Source organism: Actinomyces sp. W5033, assembly GCF_051303165.1.
The window spans coordinates 198,674-213,698 of sequence record NZ_JBPPGD010000001.1 but is presented as its reverse complement, the minus strand read 5'-3'; the positions used below and the strand labels follow the sequence as shown (position 1 = coordinate 213,698).

Genomic DNA, 15,025 nt, shown 5'->3' with positions numbered 1-15,025 from the left:
CTGCCCGGGCCTCAGCGCCTGGCCCGCAGCGCGCGGGCGAGGTCGTCACGCTGCTTGAGCACGAGGCGCCGCAAGGCTCCGGGTGCCTGGGCGTGGTCCGCGAGCCAGGTGTCCACCGCCTCCAGGTCCTCGGCGTCACCGCAGGACGGGAAGAGCCCCATGACCACCCGCGTGGCCGTCTCCTGCCCGCGCGCGTCCCACAACCCCTCCAGAGCCTCGAGGTAGCGACCGGTCAGGGGCGCGGTGAGGGCACGGTGAGCGTCCACGCCGTAGCCGTCCAGCAGGGCCTCCAGGTGGTCGTTGCTCAGGGACTCGTCCACCAGCGCGCGCTCGAGGACGTCCTCCTTGAGCCGGGCCGCCGGCATGGAGGACAGGGCCCGCAGGTGGCGGGTGACGTTGGAGGCCTGCGGGGCGCGGGCCAGCGCGGTGTCGAGCTCGCCCGGGAGGGTGCGGCCCAGCTGGGCGAGCGCGGTGAGCAGGCGCCAGCGCAGGTCCGAGTCCACCACCACCCCGGCCACCTCGCCTGCCAGGACGGAGCGCAGGCGCTGCTCGAGCAGGTCGCCCTCCCCCACCGTCAGCAGCAGTCCCTGGCCGGCGGCCTCGGCCCAGGCGCGCAGGCGCACGAGCTGGGCGTCCGATCCCGGCTCGGCGGCGAGCAGCAGCTGCCAGGCACAGGGCTGCGGGGCGGGCCCGGTGCCCACGAGCGGGGCGAGGGCCGCGGCCCGCTCGGACGGCGAGGTGTAGCGGGTGGCCACGAGGAGGGCGTCGGCCAGCAGCCGCGCGAGGACCGCCGGCTGGGTCGAGTCATCCGCCTGGGTCAGGACGGTGTCGATGAGCTCCTGGGGCGCCAGCAGGGCGTCACGGGCCAGCTGTGTCAGGCTGGACCACCACACCGCCCGTGCCAGCGGGTCCCTCAGACGTCCCAGGGCCCGCCGCGCGGTGGCGAGGGAGTCCGGGTCGGGACGCACGACGGCGTAGGTGAGGTCCTCGTCGTTGAGCGTCACGAGGTCCGGCACCGCCAGGCCCACCGCGGCGGGGACCTGCGTCTGCGGGCCCTCGAGGGTCACCGGCAGGCGGTGGGTGCGCACGAGGTCGCCGTCGTCGTTGAAGGAGTACAGGCCGACGACGAGCGTGTGCGGGCGCAGCACGGCCTTGCCCGTGGACAGGTCCGTGCCCTCCTGGTGGATGGTGAGACGGGTCAGGCGCCCGCCGTCGGACTCGATCTCGTCGGTGAGGACCGAGGCTCCTGACGTGGACAGCCACACCCGCGCCCAGGTCTGCATATCCCGGCCCGAGGCGTGCGAGAGCGTGCCCAGGAAGCCCTCGAGGTCACCGTTGGCGAAGGCGTGCTCACGGAACCAACGGCGGGCGGCGGTGACGAAGACGTCCTGGCCGACGTGGGCGACGAGCTGGGTGAGGACGGCGGCGCCCTTGGCGTAGGTGATGCCGTCGAAGGTCTGGCGTGCTGCCTCGACGTCATCGACGGTGGCCGTGATGGGGTGGGTCGTCTGCGGCCGGCAGTCCTCGGCGTAGGCCCACGCCTTGCGCCCCAGGGCGAAGGTCGCCCAGGCCTCGGTCCACTCGGTGGCCAGCGCCTGCGCCCAGGTGCCCTGGTGGTCCGCGAAGGACTCCTTGAGCCAGGTGTCCTCCCACCAGCGCGGGGTCACGAGGTCCCCGAACCACATGTGGCACATCTCGTGCAGGATCGTGTTGGCACGCCCGGCGTGCTGCGCCCGGGTGACGGGCCCCTGGAAGAGGTAGGTCTCCTCGTTGAAGGTGACGCAGCCCGGGTTCTCCATGGCGCCGATGTTGTACTCGGGCACGAGGACGCTGTCGTAGGTGCCCCAGGGGTAGGGGTAGTCGTAGGTCTCGTCGAACAGGTCCATCCCGGCGCGGGTGACAGCCAGCAGCTCGTCAGCGTCCAGGTGCGCAGCCAGGCTCGCCCGGCAGGACCAGGACAGAGGCACCGGGGCGTCATCGGGACGCAGGCGCGAGGACCACTGGCCGTGCACGCGGTGCCACGGCCCGGCGGCCATCGCGGTGAGGTAGGAGGGCAGGGGCCTCGTGACGCTCATCGTCGTCACCTCGACGCCGGCACGGCCGGCCACCGCCTCCACCGAGGCCGGCGCCCCGTTGGCGAGCACCGTCCACCCCTCGGGGTGCACGACCGTGAGGCTGAAGGGCGCCTTGAGGTCCGGCTGGTCCGCGCACGGCCAGGCCCGGCGCGCGTCCGAGGGCTCGAAGTGCGTGTAGAGGTAGGTCGCGCCGTCCACGGGGTCGTGGAAGCGGTGCAGGCCCTGTCCGGTGTTGGAGTAGCGCCCGCGGGCCTCGATGACCACCCGGTGCTCGCCCTCTGCCAGGACGGGCAGAACAAGGCGTGCGCCGTCCCAGCGAACGGGCACCGGCCCGCCATCGACCGTGACGTCGCTGACCTGCTGCCCGAGGAAGTCGATCCACAGGCCCTCGGCCGCCTGCCGCAGGCTCAGGACCAGCTCGCTGCGCACGCGAAAGCCGGTGCTCCCGGCCTCGGTGGCCCCGGTGACGTCGATGACGACGGCGAGGCTGCTCAGGGACAGCACCCCGGAGCGCCAGGCCGCCTCCTGCCTAGAGAGGTTGGTCGGCGAGGCCAGGCGCTGCGGTGCGTGGGAGACCGGCGTCGGCAGGCCCATCAGCCCCACTTCTCCTCGGCCCGGTCCTCCTGCGACCACAGCACGTGGTACACGCCCTCGGGGTCGTCCGTGCGGTGGTAGGTGTGCGAGCCGAAGAAGTCCCGCTGGCCCTGGATGAGGGCGGCGGGCAGGCGCTCGGCGCGCAGCTGGTCGAGGTAGGCCAGCGAGGAGGCGAAGGCGGGTGCCGGGACCCCGGCGAGGGCCGCGGTCGCGACCACCTCGCGCCAGGCGGGCAGAACCTGCTCCAGGGCGGTGGCGAATGCCGGCGCGACGAGCAGGGAGGCGAGCTCGGGCTCGGCGGCGTAGGCGCGGGTGATGTCGTCGAGGAAACGCGCCCGGATGATGCAGCCGCCACGCCAGATACGGGCCATGGCACCCAGGTCGATGCCCCAGCCGTAGGTGGCCGAGGCGGTGGCGATCTCGTCGAAGCCCTGGGCGTAGGCGGCGATCTTCGAGCCGTACAGGGCCTGGCGGACGGCGTCGGTGAAGGACTGGCGCTCCTCGGCGGTGCTGTAGCCGCCCTCTCGCGCGCCGGCGTCCAGGCGGGCCTCGCGCACGGCCCGGCGCTGGGCAGGTGAGGAGGAGGCGGCGCGGGCGAAGGTCGCCTCGGCGATGGCGGGCACGGCGACGCCCAGCTCGAGGGCGGTCTGCGTGGTCCAGGAGCCGGTGCCCTTCTGCCCGGCGGCGTCAAGGACGACATCGACGAAGGCGGCGCCGGTGGCGGGGTCCACGCGCTCAAGGACCTCGGTGGTGACGTCGATGAGGTAGGAGTCGAGCTCCGAGCTCTTCCACGAGCGGAAGACGGCGGCGATCTCGCCGACGCTGAGCCCGCCGACGTGGCGCAGGAGGTCGTAGGCCTCGGCGATGAGCTGCATGTCCGCGTACTCGATGCCGTTGTGGACCATCTTGACGAAGTGGCCCGCCCCGTCTGGGCCCACGTGGGTGCAGCAGGGCGTGCCGTCCACCTGCGCGCAGATGGACTCGAGCATGGGACCGAGGCGGTCGTAGGACTCCTGGGTGCCGCCGGGCATGATCGAGGGGCCCAGGAGCGCGCCCTCCTCCCCTCCGGACACGCCCATGCCGACGAAGTGGATGCCCTGCTCACGCAGCAAGGCCTCGCGACGCCGGGTGTCCTGGTAGAAGGTGTTGCCGGCATCGACGATGATGTCGCCCGGCTCGAGCAGGGCGCGCAGCTGCTCGATGACGGCCTCGGTGCCGGCTCCCGCCTGCACCATGATGATGACCACGCGAGGGCGGCGCAGGGAGGCGACGAAGTCGGCGATCGCGCTGGCCGGGACGAAGGCGCCTTCGTCGGCGTAACGGTCCATCAGCCGCTCGGTGCGCTGGTGGGAGCGGTTGAAGACGGCGACGGCGTGTCCGTGCCGGGCCAGGTTGCGGGCGAGGTTGGCGCCCATGACGCCGAGGCCGTAGACACCGATGTCGGCGCTGGCGGGGACCGGGGTGAAGGTCGTGGCGGCACTGGTCGTGCTCATGGGGGGACTCTTCCTGCTGGTGGCGGCGGGGCTGGGGTCCGCACCGGTGCGCGGGCCCTTGCGGGTTCGGTCGGAGCCTAGCGCGGCTGCCCGGCCGGGACGGTGGGCGCATGAGGGAGGCAGCCTGCGGTGCGGCCTCACCCGGGACGGGTGCGGACGAAAGTCCCAGGCACGTCGTGCCGGTGCACGTGGGTGCCGCTCAGTACAGTGGGACGGGCACGCGCACCGTGCGCGCCGCACGAGAAGGAAGGCTCATGTGAACGCCTCCGGCAACCCGCTCCTGGACCCCCGCGACCTGCGCATGCCGCGTGTCGCGGACCCGTGCGTGCTGGTCATGTTCGGCATCACCGGGGACCTGGCGCGCCACAAGCTCCTGCCTGCCGTCTACGACCTGGCCAACCGGGGCCTGCTGTCCCCCTCCTTCAGCCTTGTGGGCGTGGGCCGCCGGGACTGGGACGACGACGCGATGCGCGACTATGTGCGCGCCAGTGTCGAGGCCCACGCGCGCACCGCCTGGCACGAGAGCATCTGGGAGCAGCTGGCCGCCGGGATGCGCTTCGTCACCCTGGAGTCCTTCGAGGACAAGGCCGCCTACGCCCGCCTCACCCGGGTGGTGGAGCACCTGGACACGACGCGGGGCACGCGCGGCAACCGCGCCTTCTACCTGTCGATCCCGCCGGGCTGGTTCCCCGCGGTGACCGAGCGCATCGCCGCCTCCGGCCTCGTGGAGGCCTCCGACTCCGCCTGGCGGCGGGTGGTCATCGAGAAGCCCTTCGGCCACGACCGCGCCTCCGCGGCACAGCTCGACGCCCTGGTGGGGCGCATCGTGCGTCCCGACGACGTCTTCCGCGTAGACCACTACCTGGGCAAGGAGACGGTCCAGAACATCCTGGCGCTGCGCTTTGCCAACACGTTCTTCGAGCCGCTGTGGAACCAGCGCTACGTGGACCACGTGCAGATCACGATGGCCGAGGACATCGGCATCGGCTCGCGCGCCGGCTACTACGACACCATCGGCGCCGCCCGTGACGTCATCCAGAACCACCTGCTGCAGCTGCTGGCCCTGACCGCCATGGAGGAGCCGACCTCGATGGAGGCCTCCGCCGTGCGCGCGGAGAAGGAGAAGGTCCTCGCCGCCGTGCGCCTGGAGCGTAACGGCGTCCTGGACCTGTCCGCCACGGCCGCCCGAGGGCGCTACGCGGCCGGGTTCCAGGGCGGCGCCGAGGTCCCTGGGTACCTGGAGGAGGCCGGCGTCCCCGCCGGCTCGACGACGGAGACCTTCGCGGCCCTGCGCCTGGAGATCGCCAACCGCAGGTGGGCGGGCGTGCCCTTCTACCTGCGGGCCGGCAAGCGCCTGGCACGGCGGGTGACGGAGGTCGCCGTCGTCTTCCACCGACCGCCCTTCCTGCCCTTCGACCCCGCCTCGACCGCGGCTGTCGGCGCCAACGCGATCGTCGTGAGGATCCAGCCGGACGAGGGCGTCACCATGCGCCTGGCCTCCAAGGTCCCGGGCACGCAGATGGAGCTGCGGGACGTGCTCATGGACTTCGCCTACGGCGGCTCCTTCAACGAGGAGTCTCCCGAGGCCTACGAGCGCCTCATCCTCGACGCCCTGCTCGGCGACGCGCCCCTGTTCCCGCACCAGCGGGAGGTGGACCTGTCGTGGAGGATCCTCGACCCGGTGATCGAGCACTGGGCGCGCTCGGGCGAGCCGGAGGACTACCGGCCGGGCTCCTGGGGCCCCGACAGCGCCCACGCCCTGCTCGCCCGCGACTCGCGCACCTGGAGGCGCTCATGATCACCACGCTCACGGCCACGTCGACCGAGCGCATCGTCTCCGAGCTGCTCGACGCCGAGGGCACGACAGGCGGCTCACGGGTGCTCACGCTCCTGATCTCGACCAACGCCGCTGACCTGGAGCAGGCGCTGTCCGCCGCGCACGGGGCCTCACTGGACCACCCGAGCCGGGTTGTCGCCGTCGTCCACCCGGAGGAGGCCTCGCAGGCCGCCGCCAGCACCCTGGACGCCGAGATCCGTGTGGGTCACGACGCCGGGGCGGGCGAGACCCTCGTGCTGCGCCCCCACGGCGTGGCCGCGGCACACCCGGACACGCTGGTGGTGCCCTTCCTGCTGCCGGACGTGCCCGTGGTCACCTGGTGGCCGACGACCATGCCTGTGCACGCCGCGACGGACCCGTTGGGGCGCCTGGCCTGCACCCGTATCACCAACACCCCGGCACAGCCGGACCCGGCGGCGGCGCTCGACGCGATCGCGCCCGGCCACACGCCCGGGGACATCGACCTGGCCTGGACGCGCATGACGCTGTGGCGGGCGATCGTCGCCTCCACCCTGGGCCCTGTGCTGCGTGAGCACGAGGTCCGGCACGTCGTCGTGGCCGGCGAGCGGGCCAACGCCTCCCTGTCGCTCATGCTGCACTGGCTGCGTCTGCGCCTGGGCGTCAAGGCCACGCGGGTGTACGTCGAGGGGTTCTCCGGTATCGCCAAGGTGGCGGTGCACACCTCCGGTGGCACGTGGTGCATTGAGCGTGCCGACCAGGAGCGGGTGCGTATCTCGACCCCCGACGCCACGCAGACGCAGGTCGTCACGATGCCGCGCCGCCAGCCGGTGACGACCCTCAACGAGGAGCTGCGGCGCCTGAGCCCGGACGTCGTCTACGAGGAGGTCCTGGCGGCGCTGGCCGCCGACCACCGGGCGCGTCGCTGACCGGCACCACCTGCCACCCCGCGAGGATGCAGGTGGTACCGGGCACGACGAGCCCCGAGCGTGTGCGGGCCGCCGCGGCCGGCGCCGGGTTGCGGCTCGAGCGTGAGGAGTGGTACGAGCTCTTCCGGGCCGCCGGCCACATCGTCCCCTGAGGCGGGCGCGCTGCCCCGTCCTGGGGACCGTGTCGTCACCGCGGCCTAGCCTGGGTCCATGCGGGTACGGGCGGCACGAGGTGCGAGCAGGACGACGACGTGGCGGTGGGCGCGGGCCGTGGGCCTGCGGGCCTTGGTGTTTGCGCTGCTCGCCGCCGTGGCTGTGGCCCCCGGATCCCTCGCGGCGCCGTCCACCTCCTGGGACTCGCGCGGTGAGGCCGTCCTCAGTGCGGAGCAGGCCCTGGACGCTCTCGCCGCGCTGCCCGCTGACGCCCCCGCCCCCGTCTCCTGGGCCGACGGCGGCTCGCGCACCGGCTGGTTCGGCCAGGCCTGGGAGGACGTCGACGGTGACGGCTGCGACACCCGCAACGAGATCCTCTCGCGGGACCTGCAGGAGGCGGACTACTCGCGTGCCGAGGGCCGCCAGACCCTCGAGGAGGGTGCGGGCCGTGGCGCTGCCGTCTGCCCGGATGCCACGGTGTGGTCCGGCACGCTCCATGACCCCTACACCGGTGACCTCATCCGCTTCACCCGGGGGGCGCAGACCTCCGCCGCCGTGCAGATCGACCACGTCGTGCCCCTCAACTACCTCTACGCGCACGGCGCCTGGGCCTGGGACGCGCGCACGCGCCTGCTGGCGGCCAACGACCCGCTCAACCTGCTCGCCGTGGACGGGCGGGCCAACCAGGACAAGGGGGCCTGCGGGCCCGCCACCTGCCCGGTGGGCTCGACGCGCACCGGCACCTGGGACCCGGCCGGTGGCCACGGCTGGTGGCCCGAGGACGGCTCCTACCGCTGCGCCTACGCGGCGCGCTTCGTGTCCGTGCTTGCCGCCTACCGGCTGGGGGTGCCAGATGCGGACGCGGCCTCGCTGCGCAGCGTGCTCGAGGACTGCGCGGCAGGAGGTGACGGCACCACCGGCACGGTGTCACGAGCCGTGGCGGCACTGGGACGGGCTCTGGCCGCGCAGCCGGGGCCCCTGGCCGCGCTCGCCGTCGGGGCGGTGCTGGTGGGGGCGGGCCTGCTGCTGCGTGGCCGCACCCGCCTCGACGCACGCCGTCGGCGTGGCGGGCGCCGTTAGTATCCCGGCATGACGAGCGAGGACGCGCAGGTCGTGCAGGCACGGCTGGCCGCCGCCGAGGCGGGCGGCCCCGCATCGGTGCGTGTGGACGTGTGGCTGTGGAGCGTGCGGCAGGTCAAGTCACGCTCCGCCGCGACGGCGGCCTGCAAGGCGGGGCACGTTCGCGTCAACGGCGCCACCGCCAAGCCGGCGCAGCACGTCGTCGTCGGCGACGAGATCCGCTACCGGGTGGCCGGCTTCGACCGCGACCTTGTGGTGCTGCGCCTGCTGACCAAGCGGGTCGGTGCGTCCGCCGCCCGCACCGCCTACCTCGACCGCACTGCCCCACGGCCCTCACCGCTGGACGCCCCTGCCGCGATCGTGCGCGACCGCGGCGCGGGCAGGCCCACGAAGAAGGAGCGCCGGGCACTCGACCGGCTGCGCGACGCGGGCCCCGCCATCGACATCGAGCGGATCCTCGACGAGCCCTGAGACGCCTGTCAGCGTCCGGCAGGCAGCCTGTCCAGCAGGAGGCTGACCGTGCGCACCACGCCGTCCTCGGTGTTGGCGGGCGCGACGTAGGGTGCCGCCCTGAGAAGTCCGGGGTGGGCGTTGGCCATGGCGAAGCCCAGGCGGGCGTGGTCGTAGAGCTCGAGGTCGTTGAGGTAGTCGCCGAAGACGGCCGTCTGCTTGGGGCTGACGCCCAGGTGCTCCTGGACGATGCGCAGCGCCCGCCCCTTCGAGCCGACCGTGCTCATGACGTCCGTCCAGTGCAGCCCGGAGGCGACGGCCTGCAGGTCGGGCACGGCCTGGCGCACCTGGGGCCCCGAGTCGCGCTCGGCCACACCGAAGTCGTAGACCGCGATCTTGAGGACGTCGTCGAGAGGCAGGGCCGTCAGGTCCGCCACGAGGGTGCGCTGCTCGTAGTAGGTCGCGACCTGGGCGGTGAAGGAGCTGTCCCCGCGCTCGGTGTAGGCCATGTGCCTCGTGGCGACGACGGCGCCGACGTCGCCACCACGGGCCTGCACCACCCGCACGGCCTCGATCGCGCGCACCGCCTGCTCGCGCGTCATCGGGTCGTGGTGGAGCTCGACCCCGCCGACCAGTGAGAACAGGCCGTTCTCCGGGATGATGGGACCGTCGTCGATGGCGGGGCCCAGGACGGCGCGCAGGTTGGCCAGCTGCCGGCCCGAGGCGGGGCAGAAGGCGACGCCGTGCGCACACATCCGCTCGATGATCGCGCCGAGCCCGGCAGGCGGGCGCGAGTCCTCGTCGAGGAGCGTGCCATCCATGTCGGTGACCACCAGCCGCAGGTCGATCTCGGCGGGCAGCTCGGCAGCGGGCGTGGGCGTGGGGCGGGGACTCATCATGGGGTGATCCTCCCCCGCCGTCGGCCCGCACGGCAGGTGCCGGGGCAGGATCACATCTCCTCGTAGACGGCGGGGTCCTGTCCCTTCAGGCGCCCGCCGCTGCGCCCCAGCGCCGTGAGGGCGGCGACCTCCTCGGGTGTGAGGAGGAGCCCGGCGGCCGCCAGGTTCTCGACCTGGCGGCCGGGGCTGCTCGACTTCGGGATCGGGACGACGCCGCGGGCTACGTGCCAGGCCAGGACCGCCTGGGCGGGCGTGATGGCGTGGGCCTGGGCGACGGCGAGAACCACCGGGTCGCTCAGCAGGTCGGAGGAGCGTCCGATGGGGCTCCAGGCCTCGGTGAGGATGCCGCGCGAGGCGTCGTAGGCGACCTGCTCTGTGTTGGGGAAGCGGGGGTGGGACTCGATCTGGTTGACGGCCGGCAGGACACCGGTCTCGTCCTCGAGGCGCTGGATGTGCTCGGGCAGGAAGTTGGACACACCGATGTGGCGCACGAGACCCTGCTCACGTGCCTCGATAAGAGCCTGCCAGGTCTCGACGTAACGGTCCTGGGCGGGGTTGGGCCAGTGGATGAGGTAGAGGTCGATGGGGCCCAGGGCCCGCATCCTGGCGGCGGACTCCTCGACCGCCCACAGCGCGCGGTCGCGTCCGAAGTGGCGCCCGGGGACCTTGGAGGTGATGATGAGCTCCTCGCGCGCGGCGTGGCCCTCGTCAACGGCGCGCGCCACCGCCTCGGCCACGACCGCCTCGTTCTCATAGGAGAAGGCGGAGTCGATGAGCCGGTAGCCGACCTCGATCGCGGAGGTCACGGCCCGGCCGCCCTGGCGTCCGTACAGCTTGTAGGTGCCCATGCCGATGGCGGGCAGGTGCAGGTCGTTGCTCATGCACTCAGCCTACGGGCTGACGTGGCCGACGCCACATAGCATGGGCACCCCATCCCCCGTGAGGAGCGACATGGACGCTGAGCACCGCCACCCGGACCCGATGTGTGAGAGGGCGCAGTCCGTGCTGCTCGACGGCTGGTGGGAGCACGTGGTCCTGCCCGGCGCCGACCTCGACCGCCAGGACCTGCCCGCCCACGGGTGGGAGCCGGTCCGTGTGCCCTTCGCCATCGAGACCCCGGACTCCGGTGTGTCGCGCCAGCTTCAGCCGGACGAGACGCTGGTGTACCGCCGTCGGCTCACGGTCCCCGGCTCGTGGGCCGGGCGGCGCCTGCGCCTTGTGCTCAGCGCGGTGGACCACTCCTGCCAGCTGAGGGTGGGCGGCCGGGTCGTGGCAGAGCACGTGGGCGGCTACCTGCCGGTCGAGGCGGTGCTCGGCCCCGAGGAGACCTCCGGCGGCCCGGACGGTGCGGGCGGTGGCCTGGAGCTCGTCGTGCTGGTGACGGACCCGACGGACACGGCCTGCGTCCAGCGCGGCAAGCAGGTGCTGTCACCCCGGACGATCTGGTACACGGCGACCTCCGGCATCTGGGGCACGACGTGGGTGGAGCCGCTGCCGCAGGTGGCCGTCACCGGCCTGCGGGTGGAGCCCTTGCCCGGGCTCGACGGTTTCAGGGTCCGGGTGGACACCGACGGTGTGGGGCCCACGCGCTGCGAGCTGACCCTGGTGTCTGCCGACGGTGACGAGACCGTGACGACGGGGCGCACCGGCACCTGGACCCGGGTGCCGGTCGAGCGGCCGCAGCTGTGGAGCCCCCGCTCCCCCGCCCTGTACCGGGTGAGGGTGCGCGTGGACGAGGACGAGGTGTCCAGCTGGGCTGGCCTGCGCTCGGTGGGCGTGGGCCCCGAGGGCGGCAGCGGCAGGAACCGCAGGGTCCTGCTCAACGGGGAGCCGGTGCTCGTCAACGCGCCCCTGTCACAGGGGTACTGGCCATCGTCGGGCATGACCCCGCCCGATGAGGACGCGATCGAGCGCGACCTGCGCACGCTCAAGAAGATGGGTTTCAACGCGGTGCGCGTGCACACCAAGGTCGAGAGCCGCCGCTTCTACCACCTGTGCGACCGGCTGGGGCTCATGGTGGTGCAGGACATGGTCTCCGGCGGCCGGGCACCGCTAGGTATCCGCGCCTCAGGAGTCGTCCAGGCGCTGGGACTCACGGTCCCGGACCGCTCAAGGCTCTTTCACCAGTGGACCGGGCGCGGCCGGGCGGCGGACCGGGCGCAGTTCGCGCGTGAGCTCGCCGCAATGGTGCGTCACCTGCGCTGCCACCCGTCCGTCATCATGTGGGTGCCTTTCAACGAGGGGTGGGGACAGTTCGACAGCCGTCTGGCCGAGGCCGCAGTGCGGCGCCTGGACCCCACCCGCCTCGTGGACGCCGTCTCCGGCTGGTTCGACCAGGGTGGCGGGGACCTGCGCTCACGCCACCGCTACGTGCTGAGGCTGCGTCCGGCGCCGCGGCGTGACCGCCGCCCGTACTACCTGTCCGAGCTCGGGGGCCTCAACCTGGCCGTGCCCGGGCACGTGTGGCGTGACGAGCCGCAGTTCGGCTACGGATTCAGTGCCGACGCCGGGGCGCTGGCCGAGGCGATGACGCGCCTGTACCGAGAGCAGCTCATCCCCCTGGCCCGCCGTGGCCTGACGGCCTGCACGTACACGCAGGTCAGTGACGTCGAGCGGGAGACCAACGGCCTGATGACCTACGACCGCGAGGTGACGAAGGTGGAGCCTTCGCTCATGGCCCTGCTCAACGGCGAGCTGGAGGAGGCCTTCCGGTCGGCGCTGGCGTCCTAGACGGCTCGCTGCCGGAACCTGGGCGGGCCCGCCGGCGGGCCGATAATGGTGCCGTGAGCAGTGCCCCTCAGCCGTCGAGCCCTCGTGGCGCCGACCTCGTGCGCGGGCAGGACGGCCTGTGGCGGCCGGTGTGGGCAGCCACCGATCCGCTGCTGCGCGAGTACTACGACACGGAGTGGGGCGTGCCCGTGCGCGATGAGCGCGGGGTCTTCGAGCGTGTGAGCCTGGAGGCCTTCCAGTCGGGGCTGTCGTGGGTGACGATCCTGCGCAAGCGCCCGGCCTTCCGCGAGGCCTTCGCGGGCTTCGATCCCGACGTCGTCGCCTCCTTCGGCCCCGAGCACGTCGAGCGGCTGCTGGGTGACGCGCGGATCGTGCGCAACCGGGCCAAGATCGAGGCGACGGTGAGCAACGCGCGGGCCACGCTGGCCCTGCGTGAGGCCGAGGACGTCGAGGGTGGTCTGGCCGGGCTGGTGTGGTCCTACCGGCCGGCCACCGCTCTGGCGCCACGCACCCTCGCGCAGGTGCCCACCCGCTGCGCCGAGTCGCAGGCGCTGGCCCGCGAGCTCAAACGGCGCGGGTTCCGCTTCGTCGGCCCGACGACGGTCTTCGCGCTCATGGAGGCGATCGGGCTGGTCAACACCCATCTGGTCGGCTCCTGGCGGCGCCAGGCCGTCAGTGCCCTCCAGGGCGGGGCACCGGGCTGCGAGTAGCGCCGTCGAGCACCGGGTAGCACCGCGGCGGCCCACAGCAGCGCCCGCCGGGTGCTCGGCTTCTACCTAGGACTGGTCACCCACGGGCACTGACTGCCGAACAGCAACGAGCGGCGCCCGGAGCCCCATCGTGGAGGCCCGGGCGTCGCTCGTCTATTTCCTGGTCGGGCTGGCGGGATTTGAACCCACGACCCCTTGACCCCCAGTCAAGTGCGCTACCAAACTGCGCCACAGCCCGTTGCCTCGCGGACACCGCCCGCTTGGAACGAGAAGAACCTTAGCCCATGAGAGGCTCAGGGCCGAAATCGGTGGGCGGTGACCCCCGTCACCGCCCACCAACCGGCACGCCGGGACCCCGGTGCGCCCTCAGCGGCGCTCGGCGCGGTAGCGGCGGATGAGCTGCTGGGTCGAGGAGTCCTGGGCCTCAAGGGCCGCCTCGTCGCCCTGGACGGCCGGGGCGATCTCCAGGGCCAGCTTCTTGCCCAGCTCAACGCCCCACTGGTCGAAGGAGTCGATGCCCCACACGATGCCCTGAGTGAAGGTGATGTGCTCGTACAGGGCGATGAGCTGGCCCACCACCGAGGGGGTGAGCGCCGGGGCCAGGACCGACGTCGTCGGCCTGTTGCCCGCGAAGACGCGGGCGGGGACGATCTCCTCGGGCGTGCCCTCGGCACGCACCTCCTCGGCCGTCTTGCCGAAGGCCAGGGCCGCCGTCTGGGCGAGGTAGTTCGACAGGAACAGCTCGTGCACGTCCACCTCGCCGTCCTTGACCGGGTGCTGCGGGGTGGCCACGGCGATGAAGTCCGCGGGGATGAGCTGGGTGCCCTGGTGGATGAGCTGGTAGAAGGCGTGCTGGCCGTTGGTGCCGGGCTCACCCCAGAAGACCTCACCGGTGGCGGTGGTCACGGGCGTGCCGTCCCAGCGCACGCTCTTGCCGTTGGACTCCATCGTCAGCTGCTGCAGGTAGGCCGGGAAGCGGTGCAGGTACTGGGCGTAGGGCAGGACGGCGTGCGTGGCCGCCTGGAAGAAGTTGACGTACCAGACGTTGAGCAGGCCCATGAGCATGGGGACGTTCTCGGCCGGGGGCTTGGTCGCGAAGTGCTCGTCGACGGCGTGGAAGCCGGCGAGGAAGTCGCGGAAGCCGTCCGGGCCGATGGCGACGGCGAGGACCGTGCCGACGGCGGAGTCCACGGAGTAGCGCCCGCCCACCCAGCTCCAGAAGCCGAAGGCGTTGGCCGGGTCGATGCCGAAGGCGGCGACCTTGTCCAGGGCGGTGGACACGGCGACGAAGTGCTTGGCGATGGCGCCCTCGGTGCTGATGCCCTTGGCCTCGAGGGCGGTGAGGAACCAGTCGCGGGCCATGCGCGCGTTGGTCAGCGTCTCCAGGGTGGTGAAGGTCTTGGAGGCGATGATGAACAGGGTGGTCTCGGGGTCGAGGTCCTTGACCTTCTCGGCGCAGTCCGCCGGGTCGATGTTGGAGATGAAGCGGCACTCCAGGCCGTCCTGGACGTAGGGCCTCAGGGCCTCGTAGACCATGACGGGGCCGAGGTCGGAGCCGCCGATGCCGATGTTGACGACCGTGGTGATGCGCTTGCCGGTCACACCCGTCCACTGGCCCGAGCGCACGCGCTCGGCGAAGGCGTAGACGCGCTCGAGCACCGCGTGCACGTCGGCGACGACGTCCTGACCGTCGACGGCGAGAGCGTCCGTGGCGGGGCGGCGCAGGGCGGTGTGCAGGACGGCCCGGTCCTCGGTGACGTTGATGTGCTCGCCGGCGTACATGGCGTCACGGCGGCCGGGCACGTCGACCTGCTCGGCCAGGGCGGCCAGGGCGTCACGCACCTCGTCGGTCAGCAGGTTCTTGGACAGGTCAACGAAGAGGTCGCCGAGCTCGTAGGAGAAGCGCTCGGCGCGCTGCGGGTCCTGGGCGAACCAGGTGCGCAGGTCCGGCCGCAGGTCGGCGTGCAGCTTGGTGAGGGTCGTCCAGGCGGGTGTGGTGGTGGGGTCAACCGGAGTCAGCATGTTCGTAGCCTAGCGGCGAGTCCCCAGCACCGTCCCGTGGTCGCCGTCGTCAGTCCGTTTTGTCCTCTGGCGTGGGCGGCCGGGTCCGTGCCGAC

General features: G+C 72.6%; 12 protein-coding genes and 1 tRNA gene. 7 read left to right on the top strand and 6 right to left on the bottom strand.

The genetic code is table 11. From position 1 onward, the window contains the following. Positions 1 to 11: 11 nt before the first annotated feature. Positions 12 to 2,669 (bottom strand): aminopeptidase N, encoded by a 2,658-nt coding sequence (pepN, locus tag ACSJJR_RS00935; protein WP_435941633.1) that lies wholly within the window; start codon positions 2,667 to 2,669, stop codon positions 12 to 14. Continuing rightward, on the bottom strand, positions 2,669 to 4,162 hold the full coding sequence (gndA, locus tag ACSJJR_RS00930; protein ID WP_435941632.1) for an NADP-dependent phosphogluconate dehydrogenase: 1,494 nt from the start codon (positions 4,160 to 4,162) through the stop codon (positions 2,669 to 2,671). The genes pepN and gndA overlap by 1 nt, the downstream gene beginning before the upstream one ends. 301 nt (positions 4,163 to 4,463) lie before the next feature. Between gndA and zwf the strand changes: the two genes are divergently transcribed. From zwf to ACSJJR_RS00905, 5 genes are read left to right on the top strand one after another with little or no spacing between them, the layout of a single operon-like run. Next, the gene (gene zwf / locus ACSJJR_RS00925; RefSeq protein ID WP_435941759.1) at positions 4,464 to 5,960 is read left to right on the top strand and encodes a glucose-6-phosphate dehydrogenase; all 1,497 of its coding nucleotides are present in this window, start codon (positions 4,464 to 4,466) and stop codon (positions 5,958 to 5,960) included. Next, the gene (locus ACSJJR_RS00920; protein WP_435941631.1) at positions 5,957 to 6,886 is read left to right on the top strand and encodes a glucose-6-phosphate dehydrogenase assembly protein OpcA; all 930 of its coding nucleotides are present in this window, start codon (positions 5,957 to 5,959) and stop codon (positions 6,884 to 6,886) included. Before zwf ends, ACSJJR_RS00920 begins: the two co-directional genes overlap by 4 nt. A gap of 26 nt (positions 6,887 to 6,912) precedes the next feature. Next, complete coding sequence (locus ACSJJR_RS00915) at positions 6,913 to 7,038, top strand: hypothetical protein (protein ID WP_435941630.1); 126 nt, start codon at positions 6,913 to 6,915, stop codon at positions 7,036 to 7,038. Positions 7,039 to 7,096: 58 nt separating this feature from the next. Continuing rightward, positions 7,097 to 8,119 (top strand): HNH endonuclease family protein, encoded by a 1,023-nt coding sequence (locus ACSJJR_RS00910; RefSeq protein ID WP_435941629.1) that lies wholly within the window; start codon positions 7,097 to 7,099, stop codon positions 8,117 to 8,119. A 9-nt stretch (positions 8,120 to 8,128) separates the two neighbouring features. Then, on the top strand, positions 8,129 to 8,590 hold the full coding sequence (locus tag ACSJJR_RS00905; RefSeq protein WP_435941628.1) for an RNA-binding S4 domain-containing protein: 462 nt from the start codon (positions 8,129 to 8,131) through the stop codon (positions 8,588 to 8,590). A gap of 8 nt (positions 8,591 to 8,598) precedes the next feature. Here the strand turns inward: ACSJJR_RS00905 and ACSJJR_RS00900 are convergent, their stop codons facing one another. Both ACSJJR_RS00900 and ACSJJR_RS00895 read right to left on the bottom strand, forming a co-directional pair. Further along, positions 8,599 to 9,468: an HAD-IIB family hydrolase gene (locus tag ACSJJR_RS00900; RefSeq protein ID WP_435941627.1), complete on the bottom strand. Its 870-nt coding sequence runs from the start codon at positions 9,466 to 9,468 to the stop codon at positions 8,599 to 8,601. Between the two features lie 50 nt (positions 9,469 to 9,518). Next, positions 9,519 to 10,349 (bottom strand): aldo/keto reductase, encoded by an 831-nt coding sequence (locus ACSJJR_RS00895; protein WP_435941626.1) that lies wholly within the window; start codon positions 10,347 to 10,349, stop codon positions 9,519 to 9,521. 70 nt (positions 10,350 to 10,419) lie between these two features. On the opposite strand from ACSJJR_RS00895, the gene ACSJJR_RS00890 reads away from it, so the two are divergent. After that, positions 10,420 to 12,198: a glycoside hydrolase family 2 protein gene (locus ACSJJR_RS00890; protein ID WP_435941625.1), complete on the top strand. Its 1,779-nt coding sequence runs from the start codon at positions 10,420 to 10,422 to the stop codon at positions 12,196 to 12,198. A 53-nt stretch (positions 12,199 to 12,251) separates the two neighbouring features. Then, positions 12,252 to 12,908 (top strand): DNA-3-methyladenine glycosylase I, encoded by a 657-nt coding sequence (locus ACSJJR_RS00885; RefSeq protein WP_435941624.1) that lies wholly within the window; start codon positions 12,252 to 12,254, stop codon positions 12,906 to 12,908. Positions 12,909 to 13,069: 161 nt separating this feature from the next. Here ACSJJR_RS00885 and ACSJJR_RS00880 read toward each other — a convergent pair. Both ACSJJR_RS00880 and pgi read right to left on the bottom strand, forming a co-directional pair. Beyond that, a tRNA-Pro gene (locus ACSJJR_RS00880) sits at positions 13,070 to 13,146 on the bottom strand. A gap of 128 nt (positions 13,147 to 13,274) precedes the next feature. Beyond that, positions 13,275 to 14,930, bottom strand: a complete 1,656-nt coding sequence (pgi, locus tag ACSJJR_RS00875; protein ID WP_435941623.1) for a glucose-6-phosphate isomerase — start codon at positions 14,928 to 14,930, stop codon at positions 13,275 to 13,277. Positions 14,931 to 15,025 lie beyond the last annotated feature (95 nt).